Annotated in this window: 17 protein-coding genes and 1 pseudogene; 1 reads left to right on the top strand and 17 read right to left on the bottom strand. The window is 63.0% G+C overall.

Annotation, left to right across the window (positions count from 1 at the left end):
* Positions 1-100 precede the first annotated feature (100 nt).
* The 9 genes from Q5H93_RS03265 to Q5H93_RS03225 form a co-directional block, all read right to left on the bottom strand.
* Positions 101-532: an EamA family transporter gene (locus tag Q5H93_RS03265; protein WP_305005054.1), complete on the bottom strand. Its 432-nt coding sequence runs from the start codon at positions 530-532 to the stop codon at positions 101-103.
* A 3-nt stretch (positions 533-535) separates the two neighbouring features.
* A complete protein-coding gene (locus Q5H93_RS03260; RefSeq protein WP_305005053.1) occupies positions 536-943 on the bottom strand; it encodes a DUF4259 domain-containing protein in 408 nt (135 codons plus the stop codon).
* A gap of 33 nt (positions 944-976) precedes the next feature.
* Positions 977-1849: a glycosyltransferase family protein gene (locus tag Q5H93_RS03255; RefSeq protein WP_305005052.1), complete on the bottom strand. Its 873-nt coding sequence runs from the start codon at positions 1847-1849 to the stop codon at positions 977-979.
* Between the two features lie 25 nt (positions 1850-1874).
* The gene (locus Q5H93_RS03250) at positions 1875-2369 is read right to left on the bottom strand and encodes an HAD domain-containing protein (RefSeq protein ID WP_305005051.1); all 495 of its coding nucleotides are present in this window, start codon (positions 2367-2369) and stop codon (positions 1875-1877) included.
* 173 nt (positions 2370-2542) lie between these two features.
* Positions 2543-3532 (bottom strand): NAD(P)H-dependent glycerol-3-phosphate dehydrogenase, encoded by a 990-nt coding sequence (locus Q5H93_RS03245; protein WP_305005050.1) that lies wholly within the window; start codon positions 3530-3532, stop codon positions 2543-2545.
* A 345-nt stretch (positions 3533-3877) separates the two neighbouring features.
* Positions 3878-5296: an efflux RND transporter periplasmic adaptor subunit gene (locus Q5H93_RS03240; protein ID WP_305005049.1), complete on the bottom strand. Its 1419-nt coding sequence runs from the start codon at positions 5294-5296 to the stop codon at positions 3878-3880.
* An 86-nt stretch (positions 5297-5382) separates the two neighbouring features.
* Positions 5383-6915 (bottom strand): TolC family protein, encoded by a 1533-nt coding sequence (locus Q5H93_RS03235; protein WP_305005048.1) that lies wholly within the window; start codon positions 6913-6915, stop codon positions 5383-5385.
* Between the two features lie 35 nt (positions 6916-6950).
* A complete protein-coding gene (sdaAB, locus tag Q5H93_RS03230; RefSeq protein ID WP_305005047.1) occupies positions 6951-7631 on the bottom strand; it encodes an L-serine ammonia-lyase, iron-sulfur-dependent subunit beta in 681 nt (226 codons plus the stop codon).
* Between the two features lie 181 nt (positions 7632-7812).
* Positions 7813-11145: a T9SS type A sorting domain-containing protein gene (locus tag Q5H93_RS03225; RefSeq protein WP_305005046.1), complete on the bottom strand. Its 3333-nt coding sequence runs from the start codon at positions 11143-11145 to the stop codon at positions 7813-7815.
* 261 nt (positions 11146-11406) lie between these two features.
* Between Q5H93_RS03225 and Q5H93_RS03220 the strand changes: the two genes are divergently transcribed.
* A complete protein-coding gene (locus Q5H93_RS03220) occupies positions 11407-12393 on the top strand; it encodes a tryptophan 2,3-dioxygenase family protein (RefSeq protein ID WP_305005045.1) in 987 nt (328 codons plus the stop codon).
* 245 nt (positions 12394-12638) lie between these two features.
* On the opposite strand, the gene Q5H93_RS03215 is transcribed toward Q5H93_RS03220, so the two are convergent.
* The 8 genes and pseudogenes from Q5H93_RS03215 to Q5H93_RS03180 form a co-directional block, all read right to left on the bottom strand.
* Entirely contained in the window at positions 12639-13922 is a 1284-nt protein-coding gene (locus Q5H93_RS03215) for an MFS transporter (RefSeq protein WP_305005044.1), read from the bottom strand.
* Between the two features lie 124 nt (positions 13923-14046).
* The gene (rplT, locus tag Q5H93_RS03210; RefSeq protein WP_305005043.1) at positions 14047-14391 is read right to left on the bottom strand and encodes a 50S ribosomal protein L20; all 345 of its coding nucleotides are present in this window, start codon (positions 14389-14391) and stop codon (positions 14047-14049) included.
* A gap of 64 nt (positions 14392-14455) precedes the next feature.
* A complete protein-coding gene (gene rpmI / locus Q5H93_RS03205) occupies positions 14456-14650 on the bottom strand; it encodes a 50S ribosomal protein L35 (RefSeq protein ID WP_305005042.1) in 195 nt (64 codons plus the stop codon).
* 196 nt (positions 14651-14846) lie between these two features.
* Positions 14847-15404 (bottom strand): annotated as a pseudogene (gene infC / locus Q5H93_RS03200) (translation initiation factor IF-3); the annotation flags it as partial.
* A gap of 258 nt (positions 15405-15662) precedes the next feature.
* The gene (thrS, locus tag Q5H93_RS03195) at positions 15663-17603 is read right to left on the bottom strand and encodes a threonine--tRNA ligase (protein WP_305005041.1); all 1941 of its coding nucleotides are present in this window, start codon (positions 17601-17603) and stop codon (positions 15663-15665) included.
* Between the two features lie 155 nt (positions 17604-17758).
* Positions 17759-18940: a tetratricopeptide repeat protein gene (locus tag Q5H93_RS03190; RefSeq protein WP_305005040.1), complete on the bottom strand. Its 1182-nt coding sequence runs from the start codon at positions 18938-18940 to the stop codon at positions 17759-17761.
* A gap of 33 nt (positions 18941-18973) precedes the next feature.
* Positions 18974-19924, bottom strand: a complete 951-nt coding sequence (locus Q5H93_RS03185) for a tetratricopeptide repeat protein (RefSeq protein ID WP_305005039.1) — start codon at positions 19922-19924, stop codon at positions 18974-18976.
* Between the two features lie 87 nt (positions 19925-20011).
* Positions 20012-22564, bottom strand: coding sequence for a delta-60 repeat domain-containing protein (locus Q5H93_RS03180; RefSeq protein ID WP_305005038.1), 2553 nt, complete (start codon positions 22562-22564; stop codon positions 20012-20014).
* Positions 22565-22660 lie beyond the last annotated feature (96 nt).

The following is a 22660-nucleotide window of genomic DNA, read 5'->3' as shown; positions in this document are numbered from 1 at the left end:
GAAGTTTCGGAAAAAACGAGGTTTTCACACCCGAAAGCCCGAATCTTACCCGCGAACAGACTGGTTTTGGGCACCAAAAAAACTACCCGCCCGGCCGGGCTCAGTGCCCCCGCGCCAGCAGCGCAATGCCCACCACAATCAGGCCCAGCCCGGCCAGCTGCGCGCCAGTCAGCGCCTCGCGCAGGAACAGCAGCCCCAGCACCGCCGTCAGCAGCACCGAGCCCCCCACGATTACCGGGGTGCCCACCGACGACGGCACCCCGCGCTTGAATACCACGAACGTCAGGATTTCGGCCAGCCCCACGCCCAGGCCCGCCAGCACCGCCAGCCCCAAGCCTTTGCTGCTCACCGGCAGCGGCTGCCCCTGCCACTTGAGCTGCAGCAGCCAGAGGCCGCCCAACGCAGCCGCCACCAGCTGCAGCACCACCGCGCCCACCGCCGCCGGCAAGTGCGACGAGGCCAGCTTGATAAAGAAATTATAGAGCGCCAGGCACAAAGCCGTGAGCAGCGCCAGCGGTAGCCAGTTCATCATCGCTTACTCCGCCAGCCGCACCAGCAAATCCTGCTGCACGGCCTGCCACTCGTTAGGTTCGCCGTTTTCGGCCCACAGCTTCTGCAATTCCGATTTACGCAACACCTGCGCCACGGCGTCCTGGGCCAGCTCCAGCAGGTCTTCATCCTCGGCGGTGTCCAGCGCAACGAGCAGCGGGGCCACATCGGCCGGGAAGTCCGCGGCGGGGCACTGCCGGGCAGCGGCCACCAGCTCGGCCGCGACCAGGGCGGCCCCGGCCTCATCAGCGTCGATGTATTCTTCGTCCTCGCCCATCTCCACGACGATGGTCAGCGCCTCCACCAGCGCCACCTCCGAGGGCGACTGCCGGAACTCGGCCAGAAAATCCAGCGCGGCGTCGTTTTCAAAATTGCGGTGGCCCCAGGCTCCCATATGGTCGGTTTTAAGAATTGAAGGCGGGCGAAATTACCCCAGCTTGTAATTACGGTATTCGCCGATGCGGTAGCCCGTCAGCTGCTCTATTAAGTGCTTCAGCCGGTCTTTCAGCCGCAGGCGGTTGCGGCTCATGTCGTGGTCGTAGCGCCAGTTTTGCTGGCGGATGCGCTCCTCCATCACCCGCGGGTGGGTGCCGGTGAAGTGCTGCAGCGAGTCAATCTGGCTGTAGTCGAACTCGGCGGCCGACGCCACGTTCTCAGCCACCCACTCATCCGAATGCCAGAGCTTATTAAAGGTTTCCTGCTTGCGCTGCATGGCGGCCGGCGGCTTCACCCAGCCGTAGTGGTGCACGCTGGCTTCGAGCAGCTTCACGCGCAGCTTCTGGTTGTCGCCCCGGCGGAAGCCCTGCGCATCGCGGTACGAATACACGCCAATGCCCGGCCGCACGATGCGGATTTCGCGCCGGTACCAGCGTTTGGAGTCGCCCACGTAGTCGTAGGAAGCGTAGAAGTGACGGTAGTTAAACAGCAGGCCGTCTACGCTTTTATTATCCTTCCAGCGCTCCATCCCGGCCCGGATGGCCGGGTAGTCGGCCTCGTGCAGCACCTCGTCGGCCTGCAGGTAAATGGCCCAGTCGGCATCGGCGGGCACGGCGGCCAGCGCCTTGTCGGTTTCCACGGCCAGTACCCGGCCGCCCTCGCGCAAGGAGTCGTCCCAAATGGTTTCGATAATGCGGATTTTGGGGGAGTTGATGTTTTTAATCAGCCCCAGCGTGTCGTCGGCAGAATTGCCGACGGCGACGATGACTTCGTCGCAAAGCGGCAGCAGCGAGTTGATGCTCTCCAGGACCGGGTAGTCGTAGGTAATGGCGTTGCGAACGAAGGTGAAACCGACTATTTTCATATTTTTTTCTAGGCGTAATTATTGGCTAATTAATCCTGGAGCGTAAAATACCCAGAGCTTTTCTAGCCGATTCGTCATCTAAACCAAGCATCGGCTTTGTCTGCACGAATCTATTCTTTATAAAATCGGGCAATCCATTAATTGACGAGTCATCGTCAATTACAACATAGTTCTTAACGCCGCATTTTGTGACCCAGGCTTCGATTTCCGCTGCCCGCTTACTCATTGCGCTTATCGTAGCGGCCTCGTTTATTTTAGAAATGCGGGGTGCCCTGATTCCTCTTGTTGCTAGCAAGCGGCACCATTCATCTATGCCGTATGTGATGCGGTGAGTGGTTGTGAGAATCAATTCCGCCCCAGTCAACTCAATAATGCGATTCAAGTTACCAGCGGCCTTCTCATTGAACTTCATAAATCCATCTGCCAACAGTTCTACCGGCCGCCAAATAGGTGTGGTTACCAGCACCCCATCAAACTCTAGTAAAATAACTGGAACCTGCATTCTGGCAATCGCAATCAATCACTTATTGTTGTTCTTCAGACTCTTTGTACTGTGGCTCAAATGACGCCTGCCCCACTTGACAAGACCCACAATCAGCAAAGTAAGAGCAGCTAATACACAGCCCACGACTATAAAGACACCCAGCAGCATAAGGCCGTAAACCAGAATGCCATTGTGAACACCTTGCAAGGCTACCGCAGCTGTTCCTTCAGAATTTCCATCTCCACCGGCGGGGCCACCTTCTCATACAGCACCCGGTAGGCCGCTGAGGTGATGGGCATGTGCACCCCCAGCTTCTTATTGAGCTCGAAGATGCTTTTCACCGCGTAGTAGCCCTCGGCTATCATGTTCATTTCCAGCTGCGCCGACTTCACCGAGTAACCGCGTCCCACCATGCCGCCGAAGGTGCGGTTGCGCGAAAACTGCGAATAGGCCGTCACCAGCAAGTCGCCGAGGTAGGCCGAGCCCGATAAATCGCGCGGCTGCGGGCTGATGGCCTGCAGAAAGCGGCGGATTTCCTGCACCGCATTGCTCACCAGCACGGCCAGGAAATTATCGCCGTAGCCCACGCCGTGGGCAATGCCGCCGGTGAGGGCGATGATGTTCTTCATCACCGCGCAGTATTCGATGCCGTCGAGGTCGGTGGCGGGGTGGGCGCGCACGTAGCGGTTGCGCAGCAGCTCGCAGAAGCGCTGGGCCAGCGCCGCATCGGGCGAGCCGATAGTGAGGTAGCTCTGCTTCTCGAGGGCCACTTCCTCGGCGTGGCAGGGCCCGGCAATGACGCCCAGCTGCGTGCGTGCCAGTTTGAACCGCTCGGCCACGTAGTCCGTCACCAGAATGTTCTTACCCGGAATCATGCCCTTGATGGCAGAAATGACTTTCTTATGCTTAAGCGCGTCGCGGTCGAGCTTATCGAGCACCGGCTGCACGAAGGCGGCCGGCACGGCCAGCACCAGCCAATCAGCCTCCTCAATGGCTTCTTCGAGGTCAGTAGTTGGGTACACGCGGTTGAGGTCGAACTGCACCGCCGAAAGGTAGCGCGGGTTGTGGCGGGTGCGCAGCAAGTGCTGCACGTCTTCTTTCGAGCGCAGCCACCAATCGACGCGGGCACCGTTTTCAGACAGGATTTTGGTGAGTGCGGTGGCCCAGGAGCCGCCGCCGAGCATGGCAATTTTTTCCACGGGTGGGGAAATGGAATAGAACGAAAAACTCCCCTCCTTAGAAAGGAGGGGATGTTTTGCCGCAGGCAAAACGGGGGTGGTTGAATCGGTCGCGCCGCCAGAACGGCACCCGAACGATGTAAAAGAACGGATTTTGCGGGAGACTGGCAGCCAGCAGCCGTTTGGTAGTGCCGTTAAAGGTGGAGAGTTAAAAGTTAAAAAGCACAACTATGGCCTTTTAACTTTTAACTCTCCACCTTTAACGGCTAATTCGGCGCGAAAGCCCAACCGGCGCGGACGGGCGAACCACCCCCGTTTCAGCTGCGCTGAAACATCCCCTCCTTTCCAAGGAGGGGAGTTTCGTTCTCACTTGCCGCCTTCCGGCTCGTCCTTCAGCGCTTCCTTGTTTAAGGTCTTCTCGTCCTTAATCACCACCCGGGTGCCGTCCTTCAGCGTCTTCGAAACGGCGCGGAAAGGCCCGCTCACTACCTCTTGGCCCACTTGCAGGCCACTGAGGATTTCGATGCGCTCGAAGTCGCTGATGCCGGTTTTGACGGGCGTCAGGATGGCCTTGCCCTCGCGCACCACGAAGACGACTTCTTCGATTTCGGGCTTGGCGGCTTTGCCTTTGGGCTCTTCTACCGTGGCCGTGCCGGGGCGGCGGCCCGAGCCGGGTGCGCTACCGCCGCGCTGCTGCTCGCTGTCTTTCTGCATGGCCGAGTCGGAGCGGGTGGTGACGGCCGCCAGGGGCACGCTGAGCACGCCCGCCTTGCGGTCGGTGATGATGTCGACCGAGGCCGTCATACCGGGGCGGAACGGTACTACGGTCTGGCCGTTTACCTGGCGCACGAGGTGCTGGTAGCTTTCGGGCAGCAGGCGAATTCGGACTTCGAACTCCGTCACGGCTTCGGCCGTGAGGGCGTCCTTGGCGGTGTTGGCGATGTTGGTGACGAGGCCGCGGAATTTTTCGTCCTTGCTAGTGTAGCTGTCCACTTCCACCTCCACCGAGTCGCCAAGCTGCACGTTGATGATATCATTCTCATTCACATTCACCCGCACCTCCATGTTGTTGAGGTTAGCAATACGCATGATTTCGGTGCCGGCCATCTGGGTGGTGCCCACCACGCGCTCACCCTTTTTCACGTTGAGCTTGCTCACGGTGCCGCTCACGGGCGAGTAGATGGTGGTTTTGTCCAGGTTGCGCCGGGCTTCGTCGAGCGAGGCGCTGGCGCTGCTCACGGTGCTCTGGGCGGCCCGGATTTGCTGGCGGGCCGAGTTGATTTCCTCCTGCGAGGCATTGTAGGCGGCCTGGCTGGCTTCGTAGTCGGCTTGCGAAATCACCTTTTGCTTGTAGAGCGAGGCGTTGCGGCGGTAGGTCAGCTCGGTTTGCTTGGCCGAGGCCAGCAGCTGCTGCAGGCGCGCCTGGGCCTGGGCCACGTTGGCGCGCTGGGTGCCCACCTGGGCATTCTGCATGTTCACCACGGCCTGGTAGTTGTCGGGCCGGATGCGGAGCAGCAGCTGGCCTTTCTTCACCGAGTCGCCCTCCTGCACATACAGCTCGATGATTTCGCCCGACACGTCGGGCGAGATTTTCACTTCATTCTCGGGCTGCACCTTGCCCGAGGCGCTGACTTTCTCCACGATATTGGCCGTGGCGGCCTTGGCCACCAGTACCTCGGTGCCGGTCGGCTGGCCCACCCAACCCTGTTTTTTAGCAATGGCAAACCCCGCCAGCAGCACCACCACGACGCCGAGCAGGATATAGAGTAAACGGTTGTTGTTCATGAGCGGAGTTATGAGTTTTGAGTTATGAATTATGAGTTTCAACAGAACAGCAACTCATAATTCATAACTCAAAACTCATAATTAAATCAAAGAGTAAGTGGTTTGCCCTGATAAAAGTCCAGCACTTTGCGCCGGAAGATGAAGCTGTACTTGGCCTGAATGCGGTTCGACTCGGCGAAGGTCAGGTTGTTTTTGGCAATGTTATAATCGGTGCCGTTGAGCAGGCCGTTGTTGAAGCGGATTTCGGCGTTGCGTTGCGAGAGCGTAAGGGCTGCCACCTGGCGCTTGGCGGCGGCGTACTGCTGCTGGGCGGCGCGGGCATCCACATAGGCCTGCTCGATGCTCTGGCGCAGCGTGAGGCGGGCCTGCTCGGCGCGCAAACGGTTTGCTTCCTCATTGATGATGGCACGCTGCACACCCGTGCGCACCTGCAAGCCATTGAGCACCGGGATGGTGAGGGCAAACTGCACCGTGCGCCCCACGTTGTCGCTCAGCTGGTCGAAAAACCCTGACGGCAGGAATTTATAATTAGCCTGCGTGGGGCCCACTACGGCGAAATTGGTGAGCGTGGGCGTACCGCCAGGGTTCAGCGGGTCGTATTGATAAACAGGCAGTACAGTAGCCGTGGAGTCGCCTGTCAGCACCCGCGAGGTGCCCGACGACGAAAAGCCCGTTACGACCGAGCCAAACAAGCTCAGGCGCGGGTAGTAGCCGCCGCGGGCCAGGTCGATACCGCGCCGGGCGCTCTGCACCCGCAGCTCGGCGGCCTTGATTTCGGGCAGCGTGCCGGCGGCCGTTTCGAAGGTCTGGTTGAGGTCGAGCGCATATGGCGCTTCGGCGTCCGGGTCGGCCAGCTGCGGCGCATCGACCTGGAAGGTAGCAGCGGCCGAGCCGTCGAGGTTCAGCAGCTGCACGAGGTTGAGGCGGGCAATGTCGCGCTGGTTGGTAGCCGTAATGACGTTCGACTCGTCCGAGGCGAGCTGCGACTGGCTGTCGAGCAAATTGCTTTCGGCCACGCTGCCCGCTTTCAGCAGAATCTGGGTGCGGGCCACCTGCGCCTGCGAGCTGGCCACCCGCGACTGGTTCGACTTAATTAGCTCCTCACTCAGCAGCAGCTGCAAATACGCCGACGCCACGTTCAATGCCAGGTCATTGCGCGCCTTGTCGATATCGCGCAGGCTGGCCTCGTAGTCGAGGTCGTTGCGTTTAATTGTGTTACGCAGCTGGAAACCCTGAAACAGCACCAGCTGCGACTGCGCCGAGAAGTTATTCGAGCGAATCGTCTGATTTTCGTACTCATACGTGAGCGGGTTCACGTTGCGGCCGTAGTTCCAGGTTTGGGTGCCGTTGAGGTTGAGCGTGGGCAGCAGCGCGGCCTTGCTCTGGGTGAGCACGGCCTTGTTGTTCTGGGCCGAAAGCTGGCTCTGGCGCACGTTCAGGTTGTGGGCCAGGGCATAGTCGATGGCGGCCTGTAAAGTCCAGGGCCCGGTGGGCGCGGCCGCGGCGGGGGCGCCGCCGAGGGCCGTCTGGGCCTGCGCAACCGGCGCGGCCAGCAGGCCCGCCAGCAGCGCGCCGGCCAGCGCCGCCCGGCGGCTGGTCCGCTTATTCGTTGTTTTCATGAAGCTGGTCAGGAGTATCACCGCAAAGGTACAGGCTAGTCCAGGGTCGGAATGTAGATTATCTGGTGCACCCAGCTTAGCTGACGCAAATAGGCCAGCGTGATTTCCTTAATCGGGCTGTCCATTTCGATAAATTGCCGAGCCGCGTCGTTTTTGCCCTTGCGCGACACGAACATGGTGGCGATGTTGCAGTCGTCGTGCGCAATGACCGAGGCAATAAAGGCAATGGAGCCCGGCACGTCATCGGCGTCAATAATCAGGGTGTGCAGCGAGGCCGAAAAATCCGACGGAAAGCCGTCCACCTCCACAATGCGGATGACTCCCCCGCCCCGGCTCTGCCCAATCACCTCCACCCGGCGGCCGGTATTGCTATCCAGCAAATTGAGCTTAATCGTGTTCGGGTGCATCGTCGAAGCATTGCCCACGCTCTGAAACGTGTACTGCAAACCTGTCTCGGCCGCGTGCTCGAACGCCGTGCGGATGCGCGTGTCGTCGGTGGCATAGCCCAGCAGCCCGGCCACGATGGCGCGGTCCGAGCCGTGGCCTTCGTAGGTGCGGGCGAAGGAGTTGTAGAACGTCACGGTGGCCTCGGTGGGCAGGCTGCCCAGGATGCGGATGGCCGCCCGCGCAATGCGCACCACGCCCGCCGTATGCGAGGAGCTGGGCCCAATCATCACCGGGCCAATCATATCGAAAATACTGGATTTTTCTGCCATACTCTACTTTCGCCTATAGCCGGCCGTCAGCCTATTATTTACACGTCTGCCGTGCAAAGTACCGCACCATTTTTTATTTCTGCGGCACCGCCTGGGCTTGCGTGGGCTTTGCGGAGGGAGGAGGTGTAGAAAAGCCCCGACTTGTTGGTCGGGACTTTCAATTTTGGCTAGCCCAGGCAGGTTATTCCACCGTCAGTTTTCTGGTCAGGGTGCCTTGCGCCGTTTGCAGTCGCAGAGCGTACACGCCGGCGGCTATCCCTGCCAGCGAGAACGGCGTAGCAGCCGCCGTCAGCGACTGCGTCCGCACGGTGCGCCCTAGCGCATCTACCAGCAATGCTGTCACGGCCGAGCGGGTCAGGGCGGCGGGCAACTCCACGAACACGACCTTGGCAGCCGGGTTTGGGAACACCGCCACCTGCGCGCTGAAGCTGGCCGGGGCCGTAGCCAGGGCTGCCGGTGGCGCGAACAACAGCTCGAAGCGCCCGTCGGCAGTAGCGGCGCTGAGCTGGAAGGTGTAGTCGGGCTGCTGGCTCAGGTTCTGCACCGTGCCGGTTTGCTGGTCGCGCAGATAAGGTGTCAGGCCGGCGGGCAGGTTGGCGAGACGGGCGGCCCGCAAGGTATAGCGGCCGGCGCCGGGCACGCCCACAAAGAGCGGAATGCTGGTAGCCGCAGTGAAATCCGGGCGGCCATCAATGGCCAGCGGCTGGCCGCTGGCGCTGAGAGAAGCCAGGTTCAGGCCCGTAGAATTGGCCAGCTTGGTGGCGTCGAACTCGCCGTCTACGTCGGCCGTGGCGCCAGCCTGGGCGTAGAGGTATAGCTCATCCGAACTGCCAGAGCCAGCCAGGCTCAGCTGCACCTGCGGGCGTAGGTCGGCCGCGCCCCGGCGCACCGAAGCCTGGTCAGTGTAGTCGCTCACGCGGTTGGCATTGGTCAGGTTGAGCGAACCGGCGATTTGGCCCGCGCTTACCCGCACCCAAAAGCCCTGACTGCTACCGATGAGCGGGTTGCCGCCACCCAGGCCGTTGACGTAGCTGCGGTATTGCCCGCCGTACTGCGTGGTGCTCTCGAACACGTACACGGCCGCGTCCACGTTCGGGCGCTGGCTGGCGCCAATGGTACTCCAGTCCAGCGGCGACGCGTAGGGATTACCCACGAAATTCCAGCCCGCATCGGCGGCCGTGGGGCCGGCGTTGCGAACCAGCGCAACGCTGGTGCTGCCCTGCTCCGCCTCGCCGGTAAAGGCCAGCGTGCTGCCCCCGGGCAGTTGCGCCGTAAACCCGCGGCTGCCCACCGGGGCCACCGCAGTGAGGGCGGCGGGCGACACCCAGCCTTTGTCGAAAGCCGACAGATTGCTAGTAACCGTAGCCAGCCGGTCCTGGTCGTAATAGTACACCGAGGGGAAAGGCGTCACCAGGTTTGGCGTGGCCGAGGTATTGTAGGCGGGGTTCGCCACCAGCGAGGTACCGCCGGAGCCCAATGCGGCCACCGTTTGCCCGCGCACGGGAGCAGTCAGGTGGCGGTAGCCCAGGCCCGCGTTCAGCGTGGGGTCGAGGTAGCGCTGCACCGTCAGGTTGCCGCTCACCTGGCCAGTGCCCAGGTTGGTCAGCAGGGCCGTACCGGTGGTGCTGCTCTGCAGCGTCAGTGCCACGCCATTCGTGACGAGGTTGCCCGTGCCGGCCACCGCCAGCGTGCGGGCCACACTCACGGCGCCGCTTAGCGTCAGAGCATTCGCGTTGGTAGTGGTGAGGCTGCGCACCTGGGCGGGCAGGCCACTGCCGGTGCGTTGGGCCGCCGTACCATTGTAGAGGTAGCTGGCCTCGGGCGAAAAGGAGCGCGGCCCGGTGGTCTGCACGGCCCCGCTGCTACCGCTGCCGCTAATGCCATCTGCGTCGCAGATACCGAGCGTGGCGCCGGCCTCCAGCGTGAAGCTGCCGCTGCCCGTCAGTTGCCGGCAGGCGGTGAGCAGCGTGCCGCTCACCGTCAGGCCGGTATTCACTATCACATTGCCAGCCAGTTCGGCCACGCCCGTACCCGTCACCGTAATCGCGGTATAGGTACCGGCCGGAATGCTGGTTGGGCTGGCCAGCGTGCCGGTGCCGATGGTCAGGCTACCAGGTGGCGCGCTCATCTTCACCACCCAGTAATCGACGTTGCCCCAGCAGCCCTGGGTTTTGTCGCCACCCACCGGCGAGGCGGTAAAGCCCGCCAGCAGGTAGCTGCCGTCGGCCGCCTGCTGCGCCGCGTACAGGTTGTCGTTCAGGGTCGCGCCGAAGGTCTTATCCCACTGCTTAATGCCTTGTGCATCGGTTTTCACGGCCCAGTAGTCGCCGCTGCCCCGGCTCGGCTCGGTTTTGTCGCCGCCCACGTCCGATTGGGAATTACCGGCCAGCAGGTATCCCCCGTCGGCTGCCAGCAGCAGGCTCGCCATGCCATCGCCGCTGGCGCCGCCGTAGCAGTGGTCCCAGAGCTTGGTGCCGGCGGCGTCGAGGCGCAGCAGCCACATGTCGCCGTTGCCCCGGCCAGCCTCCGACTTATCACCGTCGATACCTCCCGATGAGGAGCCACCTACCAGGTAGCCGCCCCCTGGCAGCACACGCAAATCTCCCAGCCCATCGAATCCATTACTACCCAGAGTCTTGTCCCACTGCTTGGTACCCTGCGCGTCCAGCTTCACCAGCCACATGTCGTTGTAACCCTTGCTGGGCTCCGATTTGTCGCCGCCCTGCCCCGCCAGGCAGTCGCCGCCCAGCAGGCAGCCGCCGTCGGGCGTCACCCGCAGGCTCCGGAAATAGTCTTCCCCGGGGCTCCCGAAGCGGTGGTCCCACAGCTTGGCGCCCTGCGCGTCTACTTTCACCACCCAATAATCAGTGTCGCCGCGACTGGGCTCGGTTTTATCACCGTTGCTGCCCGAGCGCGACGAGCCGCCGAGCAGGTAGCCCCCGTCGGGCGTGGGCTGGATGGCCAGCAGGTAATCCTGGCCGCTGCCCCCATAGCGCGTGTCCCATAGCTTATTGCCCTGCGCGTCAATCTTCACCAGCCAGTAGTCGTTGGCGCCCCGTCCGGGCTGCGACACGTCGCCATCCACCCCCGAATCGGCGTAGCCGCCGAGCAGGTACCCGCTGTCGGGCGTGGGCTGGATGGCCGTCAGGGTCTCAATCTGAGTACCGCCGAAGCGCTTGTCCCACTGCTTATTACCCTGCGCATCAAGCTTCACGACCCAGAAGTCAGCGCCAAACGCCCGGTTGGGTTCCGATTTGTCGCCCACCGCGTCGGAGCTGGAACGCCCGCCCAGCAGGCTCCCGCCGTCGGCGGTCGCTACCAGGGTAAATAGTTCGTCGGCCCCGCTACACGTGGTAGAGGTGCCGCCGAAGCGGCGGTCCCACACTTTCAGCGGGGCCACCTGCGCGGCGGCTTGTCCCAGCGGCACCAGCAGGGCCAACCCGATGCTCCAGCGCAAGGCGGAACGTAGCTGATGAGAGAAAAAACGCTTCGCGAAATCAGGAATAGGCGTCATAGCACAGGGTCTGGGTGAATAGCTCTGCCGCGAAGACCGCAGCGACGGCAAAAAGGCTTCTCCCGCATTGGCGGGCCTCACCCGGGGCCGGAAAATTCTCCCATGAAATGTCTGAACTATCGACCTTACAGGCTGCTGATTTGCGGCTTAATCAGTCGGGGGTCGGCCTTGCTCCTTAAGCTTGCTTTAATATCCTTCGTATTTTACCGATATTTGCCGCCCACCCACCTATCCCTCCCGCTCACCCTCTTCCCTCCCCTCATGTCCGCCCACCCCGTTTCGGACGAATTCTCCCCGGCCGTCCTCACCCAGCTGCGCCGCCTCCAGGAGAAATACGCCCCCGATGGCCAGGATTTGGCCGCCTATCTCGAAGGCCTCTACCACGCCAAGTACGTCAACTACTGGGACTACATCGAGCTCGACACCCTGCTCAGCCTCCAGCGCCCGCTCACCAACATTCCCGACGAGCGGATTTTCATCATGTACCACCAGATTACGGAGCTGTATTTTAAGCTCTGCCTCTGCGAGTACGACCAAATCAGCCTCCTGCGCGAGCCTACGCTGCAGGAAATCGTGCTGCGCATCGGCCGCATCAACCGCTATTTCGAGAATCTCATCGACTCGTTTGACGTGATGGTCGATGGCATGGACAAGCAGCAGTTTCTGCAGTTCCGCATGAGCCTGATGCCGGCCTCGGGCTTCCAGAGCGTGCAGTACCGCATGATTGAGCTGGCCAGCACGGCCCTCGAAAACCTCACCGACGCCGAGAAGCGCAAGGCCCTGGGCCAGACACCCGACGACGAAAAGATGTTCGGCTGCATCTACTGGCAGGCTGGCGCCACCATTGAAGAAACCGGCGCCAAAGCCCTCACCCTAATCGAGTTCGAGCGCAAATACTCGGCCGAGCTGCTGGCCCACGCCCGCGCCTACCGCGACGGCAACGTGTGGGCAGTGGTGCAACGCCTCCCGGAGGAAGACCGCCACCACCCGCGCCTCCTCCGTGCCCTCAAGCAGCTCGACGTCAACGTCAACATCAACTGGCCGCTGATGCACTTCAAGTCGGCCGTGCGCTACCTGCAGCGCAACCCCGCCGACGTGCCCGCCACCGGCGGCACCAACTGGCGCAGCTACCTGCCCCCCAAGTTTCAGCGCCGCATTTTCTACCCGCAGCTCTGGAGCGCCCAGGAACTCGAAGACTGGGGCAAAAGCTGGGTGGAGAGTGTGCTGGAGGAAGTGGCCGGGCGGTAGCGAGCAACTATGCAATGGCTGAGAAACTGGCTGAATAAATACGGCCGAACGATGCTCCTTGCTATAGCTCTCGCACTAGCTATTTGTGGAGCACTTGGGCAATATAATCATAGCACAGGTGCTAGCCCCGTAGGATACCGAACTGGTAAAACCGCTCACAGACCTGTCTGGTTGCTGTATATAGTAAGCGGAGGACTTTTGTGGGTCGTGTGGGTTAGCCGCGAGCGAAAGTCTCAGAAAGGAAGTTAATCTGCCATTCGCCCGGCCGTGCGCGTCTCGCCCATGCGCCAATACACTACCAGCGACAGCAGCGCGCAACCCGCCACGTACCAGTAGTACCATTCCTCCGCGCCCTGGTCTTTGGCATAGAGCGCCACGAATTCGGCCGTACCGCCGAAAACAGCCACCGTCAGCGCGTAGGGCAGCCCCACGCCCAGCGCCCGGATTTCGGTGGGAAACAGCTCGGCCTTCACCACTGCATTGATGGAGGTGTAGCCCGCCACCACGAACAGCGCGGCAATGAGCAGCCCGGTGGCAACGCCCGCATCGGTCGTGTGGGCCAGCAGGCGCAGCAGTGGCACCGTCCCCAGCGTAGCCCCAATGCCGAAAAACAGCAGCACCGGCCGCCGCCCGATTTTATCCGAAACTGCCCCCAGCAGGGGCTGGAACAGCAAAGCCGCCGCCATCACCACAAAGGAAATGCTGGTGGCCTGCGCCTTGCTGAACCCACTGCTATTCACCAGAAATTTCTGGGCGTAGGTAGTGAAGGTGTAGAAGGCCAGCGTGCCGCCCAGCGTGAGGCCCACCACCGTCAGCACGGCTCCCGGGTATTGCCACAATACCTGCAGTTGGCTACGACGCGGGGCTGCCGTCGGCTCCTGCTGCCGCACGAAGGCGGCTGTTTCATCCATGTGCGTGCGCAGGTAGAGCGCCGCCCCGGCCGCAATGGCTCCAATCACGAAGGGCACCCGCCAGCCCCATTCGTCGAGTTGCGCGGGCGTCAGCAGCGCCTGCAGGCCGAGCTGCACCGATAACGCCAGCAGTTGCCCACCCATCAAAGTCAAATACTGAAAGCTCGACCAGAAGCCTCGGTGCTTCGCCCCCGCCATCTCGCTCAGGTAGGTGGCCGAAGTACCATACTCCCCACCCACGCTGATGCCCTGCACCAGCCGCGCCAGCAGCAGCAGCGCCGGCGCGGCCACCCCAATGCGGGCATAAGAGGGCGTGCAGGCAATAAGCAGCGAACCGCCCGCCATCAGCTGCACCGAGAGCAGCAGCGCCGCCCGCCGCCCGTGCCGGTCGGCGTAGATACCCAGCAGCCACGCGCCCAGCGGCCGCATCAGGAAGCCTACCGCAAAAATGGCCGCCGTATTGAGGAGCTGTGCCGTCTCGTTGTCTTTCGGGAAGAACACCGGCGCGAAATACAGCGCAAAGGCCGAGTACGCATACCAGTCAAACCATTCGACCAAATTGCCAATGGAGCCGCTGACGATGGAGCGCAGGCGGGAAGCAGGAGTAGCGGATGTCATGGGGCAAAGAAACTGAGAAAGTAATGCGCAGTGACCGGGAAAACCAATACACGGAATTCACCTGACACAAAAAAAGGCTGCACCCCCGCAGGGCACAGCCTTTTCAAATTTTAAAGCGGGAAGCTTACTTAGCCTTCTCCACGATGCCTTTGAAAGCAGCGGGGTGGTTCAGAGCCAGGTCGGCCAGCACCTTACGGTTCAGCTCGATGCCGGCTTTCTTCAGGCCGCCCATCAGCTGCGAGTAGCTCAGGCCGTGCTCGCGGGCGCCGGCGTTGATACGCTGAATCCAGAGGGCGCGGAACTCGCGCTTCTTAACTTTCCGGTCGCGGTAAGCGTAGGTGAGGCCTTTTTCAACGGCGTTCTTGGCTACGGTCCACACGTTTTTGCGACGGCCATAATAGCCTTTCGCCAAACGCATGATTTTCTTACGGCGGTGGCGCGAGGCCACGTGGTTTACACTCCTTGGCATAACCTTAGTTGTTTTTGGCAGCCGGCGACTTATGTCTTAAAAAAGCCGGAAGCCTGGTTGGAAATTAGATGTTCAGCATTTGAGCCACGCGATTCATATCGGCCTTGCTAACGAGGCCGGTGTGCGTGAGGCCGCGCTTGCGCTTGGTGCTCTTCTTGGTGAGGATGTGGGATTTGAAAGCGTGCTTACGCTTCACTTTGCCCGTTCCGGTGAGCGCAAAGCGCTTCTTGGCACCGGATTTGGTTTTTACCTTCGGCATGGTAGGGAATTGGTTGGTTGTTGATTGTTGAGGTCGCTGACAAGCACTATGCTGGGCAGCCATCCGCAACCGGTAAAGTCTATTCGGCGTCCGGCGCTGCTGCTTCGGCCTTGGTGTCGGCGTCGGCGGGCTTCGGGGCTTTTTTCTCGGGTTTGGCGTCGCCTTTGTCAGCGGGTTTCGAGGTGGCAGCAGCGGCCTTGGCTACCACGGCCGCTTTCGGCGCGAGGTAGAGGAACATGCGCTTGCCTTCGAGCTTGGGCAGTTGCTCTACTTTGGCCAGGTCCTCAAGGGCCTGGGCAAACTTGAGCAGCAGGATTTCGCCGCGCTCCTTAAACACGATGCTACGGCCCACGAAGTGCACGTAGCTCTTGATTTTCGCGCCTTCGCGCAAAAATTCCTGCGCGTGCTTTACTTTGAAGGCGAAGTCGTGGTCGTCGGTGTTGGGCCCGAAACGGATTTCCTTGATGACAACTTTGGTTTGCTTGGCCTTCAGCTCGCGGGTTTTCTTCTTCTGCTCGTACTTGAATTTCGAGTAGTCGATGACGCGGCATACGGGCGGCGTGGCCGTGGGCGAAATCTCAACGAGGTCGAGGTTTTGCTCCTGGGCCATTTTGCGGGCCTGGTCAATCGGATAGATGCCCTGCTCCACGTTGTCGCCCACGAGGCGAACTTCGCGGGCGGTGATTTTCTGATTGATTTTGAACGGCTCCTCCACCTGTTGGCGGGGCACGTAACGGCGATTCGGGGTTGCTATGGCTGTAGCGAAAAAAGTGTCAGACTATGATTCTAAGGCGGATGGCTCGGGCACGCCCGGGCAATCAGGGGGCAAATATCGGGGTTTTTCTCCGGAAAGGCAAGCTTTACCCTAAAGAACAGTAAAAAAGAACGTCATCCTGAGCCGAGGGCGAAAGGACCTCGCCCACGCCTCATGCAATAGTAAATGATTACTACCACAGAGAAGCGGGCGAGGTCCTTTCGCCTTCGGCTCAGGATGACGTTCTTTTATGACACATTACTGCGCCATTGCCTCGGCCATCTGCTGTTGCACGCTGGCCACGAAAGCAGCCACGTTCATCGCACCAAGGTCGCCCTCGCCGTGCTTGCGCACGCCGACCTGGCCAGCTTCGGCTTCCTTCTCGCCCACTACCAGCAGGTACGGGATTTTGCTCATTTCGGCGTCGCGGATTTTGCGGCCGATGCGCTCGTCACGGGCGTCCACGGTGCCGCGCAGGTCGGCGGCTTCCAGTTGGGCTTTCACCTGCTTGGCGTAGTCGATGAACTTATCCGAAATCGGCAGGATGATGAACTGCTCGGGCGTGAGCCACAGCGGGAAGTTACCGGCGCAGTGCTCGATGAGCACGGCCACGAAGCGCTCGAGCGAGCCAAACGGGGCGCGGTGAATCATCACCGGGCGCTGCTTGGTGTTGTCGGGGGCCACGTACTCCAGCTCGAAGCGCTCGGGCAGGTTGTAGTCGACCTGGATGGTACCGAGCTGCCAGCGGCGGCCCAGGGCATCGCGCACCATAAAGTCGAGCTTGGGGCCGTAGAAGGCGGCCTCGCCCAATTCGGTCACGGTGGTCAGCCCCTTCTCGGCGGCCGATTCGGTGATGGCGGCTTCGGCCAGGGCCCAGTTTTTATCCGAGCCGATGTACTTGGTGGTGTTCTCGGGGTCGCGCAGCGAAATCTGGGCCGTGAAGTCGGAGAATCCCAGGGCTTTGAAGACATACAGCACCAGGTCGATAACCTTCTGGAATTCCTCTTTCACCTGTTCGGGCAGGCAGAAGATGTGGGCGTCGTCCTGCGTGAAGCCGCGCACCCGCGTCAGGCCGTGCAGCTCGCCCGATTGCTCGTAGCGGTACACGGTGCCGAACTCGGCGAGGCGCACGGGCAGGTCGCGGTAGCTGCGGGGCTCCGATTTGTAGATTTCGCAGTGGTGCGGGCAGTTCATCGGCTTGAGGAAGAACTCCTCGCCGGGGTTGGGCGTCTTGATGGGCTGGAACGAGTCGGCCCCGTACTTTTCGTAGTGGCCACTGGTCACGTACAGCTCTTTAGCGCCGATGTGGGGGGTCACAACGGGCAGGTAGCCGGCCTTCACCTGGGCCTTGCGCAGGAACTGCTCCAACCGCTCGCGCAGGGCGGTGCCTTTGGGCAGCCACAGCGGCAGGCCCGCGCCCACGCGCTCCGAGAACGTGAACAGCTTCAGCTCCTTGCCCAGCTTGCGGTGGTCGCGGCGCTTAGCCTCTTCGAGGCGTTCGAGGTACTCGGCCAGCTCGGTGGCTTTGGGGAACGTGATGCCGTAGAGGCGGGTGAGCTGCTTGTTTTTCTCGTCGCCGCGCCAGTAGGCGCCGGCCACGTTCATCAGCTTGGCGGCCTTGATGGTGCCGGTGTCGGGGATGTGCGGGCCGCGGCAAAGGTCGGTGAAACCGCCCTGGGTGTAGAAGGTGATGTTGCCGTCTTCGAGGTTTTCGAGCAGCTCCAGCTTGTAGGGGTCGGCTTTCTCGGTGAAGTAGGCAATGGCCTCGGCCTTGGGCACTTCGCGGCGCTCGTACTTGCTTTTGTTCTTAGCCAGCTCCAGCATTTTCTTCTCGATGGCCGGGAAGTCTTCGCTGGAAATGCTGCGGCCTTCGCCCAGGTCCACGTCGTAGTAGAAGCCGTTTTCGATGGCCGGGCCGATGGCCAGCTTCACGCCGGGGTACAAGGCTTCGAGGGCTTCGGCCATGAGGTGGGCCGAAGAGTGCCAGTAAGTGGACTTGCCGCCTTCGTCACGCCAGGTCAGGATTTCAACGGTGGCGGTATCGGGCAGGGCCCGGTGGAGGTCGCGGATTTCGCCGTTGACGCGCACGGCCAAGGCGTTGCGCGCCAGGCCTTCGCTGATGCCAGCGGCCAGGTCGTAGCCCGTGCTGCCGACGGGCAGCTCACGGACGGAACCGTCGGGGAGGGTGATGTTGAGCATAGGAATGGTTTGCGGTAGGCGCAAAGTGGGCGCAAGTTAGCACCCATTGAATAGTTTGGGCTGTTGGCTGGTGAATTTCTCGCAGGGTTGCGCAGGGTCAGGCGCTGGGTTTCGCAGGGGCTCAGCCGTGAGGCAGGACGTTCGCAAGACGGCAATTAGTTCGCGTTGGGCCGCAACGGCGCAATCGGCGTTACTGGGGCCGGCCGGGTCGGCAGGGCCACCGGACGGCGGTAGTAGTAGCGCGGGGCGGGGCGCAGGCTGTCGGGCAGCAGCATTCGCACCTTCTCCCCTATCTTCCACACTTTGAAAGTCCAGTGCTGGTTGCCAGGGTTTTCGGCCACCAGCAGACGGTATTGCGCGAGGGCTTCGGGCAGCTTGCCCTGGGCTTCGAGAGCTTCGCCGAGCAGGGCGCGGGCCTGGGGCAGGCGGGGGTTGCGGCGCAGAGCGCGCTGCAGGTGCGGGATGATGCTGGCGGGGCGCTGGCCGTTGGTCGTGGCGGCCAGCGCCACGCGATAATCGGCCCGGTACACGCTGGTGTCGAGCTGCAGGGCGCGGCGGTAGTACCAGAGGGCGCTGTCGGCGCGGGGCGGGGTGCGCAGTTCGAATTGCCGGCCGTAGTCGTAGTGCAGCAGGCCGGACGTGGAATCGAGCCGCAAGCCTAGCGAGGCGAAGCGGGCGGCATCGGCGGGCAGGCGCCAGGCGTTGAGCAGGAAAGCCAGCTGGTGCAGGATTTCGGGCTGGCGCGGCTCGCGGTTGTGGGCATCTTCGAGGTACTGCACGGCCGTGGACGTATCGCCGGTGGCAGCGTAGGCCAGGCCCTTGTAGAACAGCGCGGCGGGCTGGTCGGGGTCGAGGCGCAGGGTGCGGTCGAAGTTGTCGAGGGCGGCGGCATAGTTGCGGGCGGCCAAGTGGGTTTCGCCCACCAGCAGCGGCAATTCGGGCGCGGTGAAGCCGTGGCTGGCGGCCTGCCGGGCGGCGGCCAGGGCTTCCGGCAGGCGGCCCAGGGCGCGCAGGGCGCGGGCTTTCAGAAAGTAAAGCTGGCCGTCGTTGTCGTCAATGTCGATGGCAGCGGACACATCGCGCAGGGCGGCGCTGGGCTGGCCGGCGGCCAGGCGCAGGGTGGCGCGGCGGGCTAGCAGGGCGGTGTTGCGCGGCTCGCGGCGGATGGCGCCGTCGAGCTCGTCGGCCTGCACGCGGGGGCCGCTCTGCACGGTGGCCAGGTTTACGAAGGTATCGGGCTGCTCTTCGGGCGAGGACTGGCAGGCCAGGAGGCCGCCCGCGCCAGCCAGGGGCAGCGCTATCCATAACAAAAACCGATTCACTACCTGATGCACCATAACCTAAGCGGGCCCAAAAGTACGGCCCCGCTCCTACTTGCTACGGGCGGCGCTGGAATCGGGCACGGCCACTGTCTGGGGCTGGCGGCGGGCTTCGCGGCGGCGCTTGCGCTGGTCTTTGCGCACCAAGGGCTTGAGCATCTGGCGGCACAGACGGCTCACTACCAGCTCGTCGCTGGTGGTGGGCACTATCTTTTCGGCTTCGTGTAGCACGGCGATGGCCCGGCGGCGGCGGCCCTGATAGTGGTACATGCGAGCCAAATCGTAGCAGAACTGCAGGCGCTTGGGGTCGAGCACGCGGGCATTTTCCAGCGAAGCCATGGCGGCGCGACTATCGCCGCCGCCGGGTACGCCACCCAATACTACTTTGCTGTAGGCGCGCTCCAGCAGGTTATAGTGCGCCACCCGGAACTGCCAGCGGCCCAGCAACTGCCAGGCTTCGGGCGACTTCGGCAGCTTTTCGGTGGCCAGGTACACGTAGGGGCGCAGGTCGCGGAAGGCCTGCAGGCGGGCGCGGGCCGTGCGCAGCGTGGCCTGATTGAACATGGCCAGGGCCACGGCGTAGCTGCTTTCGCCGGCTTCCGGCTGCAGCAACATCGCGCGCTCGGCGTAGCGGCGGGCGGCATCGAAATAGGCGCTTTTGCGGGTTTCGTCGGAGTAGCGGGCGCCGATGCGCACGCTGAGCACCGCCGATTCGCACAACGCCTTAAAATGTTTGGGATTGATTTTCAATATCTCCTGAAACTGCGCCAGCGCTTCCGAATCCTTGAACTGGCCCTGCAGCTTTTTGGCCTCGGCCAGGGCCTCGCGTACGGCGGGCGGGTCGGTCGGCGGCTTAATGGTGACGACGGCGGGCTTGATGCGCTTCTCGGCCTTGCGGTTGTACCAGTGCTGGGCCTCGGCGGCAGGTATGGCCAGCAGCAATAGCGCCAGCAGGCCGGTCAGGTTTCTCCCGCACTGTCGTAACCAGATTATTCCACGCATTGGCGTAAGCAAACGCGGCCGTGCGTCAGAGGTTGCGCGGCCGGGCTGGGTCGCAAGGTAAGTCCACCCCAGTCGAATCGCCCGCCATTACTCCACCACAATGCGGCGAAAGCCCGGGTTGGCAGCAACATAGTCTACGCGCAGAAGGTACAGGCCCGGCGCCAGACCGGCCGTAGCCAGCCGCAGGCCCGGCGCGGGCTGCTCGACCGTCTGCACCACGCGGCCTAGGTTATCGAGCAGCTGCGCCCGGCGGGCCGGAATGCCAGCCCGCCAGCTCACCTGCAGGGTTTCGTGGGCCGGCACCGGCCAGGCCTGCAGTTGCCCGGCCGTCTGCCCGGCGCGCACGGCCAGCACGTTGGGGTCGAGCAGGCGCACGAGGCCGCCGATGGGCAGCCCGGCCACGGTTTCAAACGCCCCGGCGGCCACAATGGCGCCGTCGGCCTGCACCAGCACCCGGGCTGTGCCCTGGTTGCGGCTACCGAACACCGGCCCCTGCGTGGCGTCAAACGAGGCATCGGCGCTGCCATCGGGCAGCAGGCGGTACAGCGAATTGGTGGTGGCCGTGGGAATAAACTGTGGCGAGCCCGCCAGCAGTACCCGCTCGTTGGGCTGAATGGCCACGCTGGTCACCCGACCATCCAGCTGAAACACCTGGCTGGCAAAGCTGGCATCGACGGAGCCATCGGGCAGCAGGCGGGCCACATTAGTGGTAGCCGCGCCGCCCACCTGCGCAAACCGGCCGGCCAGCAACAGGCGCCCATCGGCGTAGCGGTCCAGAGCCGACACGCGCAACACGCCGCTGGGCACGGTGAATACAGGCGGCGTAAACGTCGGGTCAGGCGAGCCATCGGGCCACAGGCGCCGTAGCGGCTGCGGTCCCGTCGTGCCCACCACAATGTTGCCATCGGGCTGCACCAACAGACTATTGGGAATCAGCGTTGGTGATGGCTGAAAATTGGCATCGGGCTGGCCGCTGGGGTCGAAGCGCAGGAAGGTGCGGTTGGCTATTCCAGCCTGGCGCATGGAGCCCGCCGCCAACACCGCGCCGTTGGGCTGGCGGGCCAGCAGCGTCACCGAACTGCTCCCGGCAGTACCCACCGCCCCCAGCAGAGGCGGCACAAAGGCGGCGTCAAGCTGCCCATCGGGCAGCAGTCGGGCCAGCGCGACGCGCGCGCTACCGCCCACGGCCTCAAACCGGCCGCCCACCAGCACCGTCCCGTTGGGCTGGGCCAGCACCTGCAGGGGCAGCCCGCCGGTGAGGCGCGCCAAGCGGCAAAACGTGGTATCGAGCTGCCCATCGGGCTGGAAGCGGGCAATCTGACGCACGGCCGTGCCGTTCACCTCCGAGAAGTCGCCCACGGCCACCAGCCGGCCGTCGGGCTGCTGGGTTACATCGTGCACCGCGCCGCTTTCCTGCAGCAGCGGGGCAAACGAGGACTGCGGCTGGCCGGTGCTATTGAGCACGGCTGCCCCGCGCGCCAGGCCGTGGGCATCGCCCAGGCGCAGCAGCTGGCCAGCCGTCAGCACCTGCCCGCCGGGCAGCAGCTGCACCGTGGAGGCGAAGGGGAATATATCGGCCGGCGCCTGGGGTACGCTCCAGCTGGGGTCGTAGGCGCCGGAAGGCAGCAGCCGGGCCACGGGCTGCTGGCCGGTAACCATGGCCCCGTTATTCGTGAGCACAATGCGCCCATCGGCCTGTACGGCCATCGTAGGCATGACGGCCAGCGTGTTCGGTACCAGCTGGGTGGGGGGTGCGAATGTGGCATCGGCTTGGCCAGTCGGGCTCAGACGCGCCAAAGAAGCCGTGCCGCCCGCCAGCACTGGGCCGCTAACCGAGCCCAACAGCAGCTGGCCATCGGGCTGCAGAGCCACGGCCGCCAGCACCACGCCCGGCGCCAAGGCGGGCTGGAAGCTGGTATCCTGGGTGCCATTGGCCAGCAGGCGCAGCAGCTCGAAGGTGCCGTTCTGGCTGCCTGCAGGCTGTACGTAAGCGGCTACAACCAGTTTACTGTCAGCTTGCTGCACTAGGCTGCGCACCCCTGTCAGCACTCCGGCTGTTAGCTGGGGTTGAAAGCTGGTATCCAGCGTCCCGTTAAGGTTGAGGCGGGCCAGGCCAGTGCTTAGGCCCATAAAGCTCAGGTTGCCACCCACCAGCAGCTTGCCATCGGGCTGCACCAGCAGGGCCGTCACGTGGCCGCTCTGAGGATTCGGCGTCGGCACCTGAAACGTCGCGTCGCGGGTGCCATCAGCATTGAGGCGCACCAGCGGCGGCAAAACCCGACCACTCTGCGTGATGCCCCCCAGCCCGCCCAGCAGGAGCCGGCCATCGGCGGCCTCCGCCATGCTGGTTATCGCGATGCCCATCGTCTCTATTGCCGTGTTGAACACCACATCGGGCACGCCGGAGGGCAGGTAGCGCACCAGGCCCGAGAGTGTGGCCTGCCCCTCGGCGCGGGTGAAATTCCCCACTACCACTCGGCTGCCATCGCGCAATTGCAGGGCCCCGGTGCCACTGGCTGGCCGGTACATATTGGTGAGTAAGAAGCTGGGGTCGATACGCGGGTTTTGGGCCTGGGCGGGGGCCGTCAGGGTCAGCAGCGCCGGGAGTAGCAGCGCGGCCAGCAATGGCAAACGGTTCATAACTGAGGTGGATGAGTAGTTGGAGTTTAAAGATACAACCAGCCTGAAACAGCAAACCGGAGAGGCTCCCGTATGGAAACCTCCCCGGCAGCTAAG

It is taken from the genome of Hymenobacter aranciens (genome assembly GCF_030580865.1).
GTDB classification, from domain to species: domain Bacteria; phylum Bacteroidota; class Bacteroidia; order Cytophagales; family Hymenobacteraceae; genus Hymenobacter; species Hymenobacter aranciens.
This window is presented reverse-complemented; position numbering and strand designations above follow the sequence as displayed.

Excerpts from the sequence above, each read along its gene's own strand:
- Q5H93_RS03265 (WP_305005054.1), bottom strand. The coding sequence starts at position 532 with ATGATGAACTGGCTACCGCTGGCGCTGCTCACGGCTTTGTGCCTGGCG.
- Q5H93_RS03260 (WP_305005053.1), bottom strand. The coding sequence starts at position 943 with ATGGGAGCCTGGGGCCACCGCAATTTTGAAAACGACGCCGCGCTGGAT.
- Q5H93_RS03255 (WP_305005052.1), bottom strand. The coding sequence starts at position 1,849 with ATGAAAATAGTCGGTTTCACCTTCGTTCGCAACGCCATTACCTACGAC.
- Q5H93_RS03240 (WP_305005049.1), bottom strand. The coding sequence starts at position 5,296 with ATGAACAACAACCGTTTACTCTATATCCTGCTCGGCGTCGTGGTGGTG.
- Q5H93_RS03235 (WP_305005048.1), bottom strand. The coding sequence starts at position 6,915 with ATGAAAACAACGAATAAGCGGACCAGCCGCCGGGCGGCGCTGGCCGGC.
- sdaAB (WP_305005047.1), bottom strand. The coding sequence starts at position 7,631 with ATGGCAGAAAAATCCAGTATTTTCGATATGATTGGCCCGGTGATGATT.
- Q5H93_RS03225 (WP_305005046.1), bottom strand. The coding sequence starts at position 11,145 with ATGACGCCTATTCCTGATTTCGCGAAGCGTTTTTTCTCTCATCAGCTA.
- Q5H93_RS03220 (WP_305005045.1), top strand. The coding sequence starts at position 11,407 with ATGTCCGCCCACCCCGTTTCGGACGAATTCTCCCCGGCCGTCCTCACC.
- Q5H93_RS03215 (WP_305005044.1), bottom strand. The coding sequence starts at position 13,922 with ATGACATCCGCTACTCCTGCTTCCCGCCTGCGCTCCATCGTCAGCGGC.
- rplT (WP_305005043.1), bottom strand. The coding sequence starts at position 14,391 with ATGCCAAGGAGTGTAAACCACGTGGCCTCGCGCCACCGCCGTAAGAAA.
- rpmI (WP_305005042.1), bottom strand. The coding sequence starts at position 14,650 with ATGCCGAAGGTAAAAACCAAATCCGGTGCCAAGAAGCGCTTTGCGCTC.
- thrS (WP_305005041.1), bottom strand. The coding sequence starts at position 17,603 with ATGCTCAACATCACCCTCCCCGACGGTTCCGTCCGTGAGCTGCCCGTC.
- Q5H93_RS03190 (WP_305005040.1), bottom strand. The coding sequence starts at position 18,940 with ATGGTGCATCAGGTAGTGAATCGGTTTTTGTTATGGATAGCGCTGCCC.
- Q5H93_RS03185 (WP_305005039.1), bottom strand. The coding sequence starts at position 19,924 with ATGCGTGGAATAATCTGGTTACGACAGTGCGGGAGAAACCTGACCGGC.
- Q5H93_RS03180 (WP_305005038.1), bottom strand. The coding sequence starts at position 22,564 with ATGAACCGTTTGCCATTGCTGGCCGCGCTGCTACTCCCGGCGCTGCTG.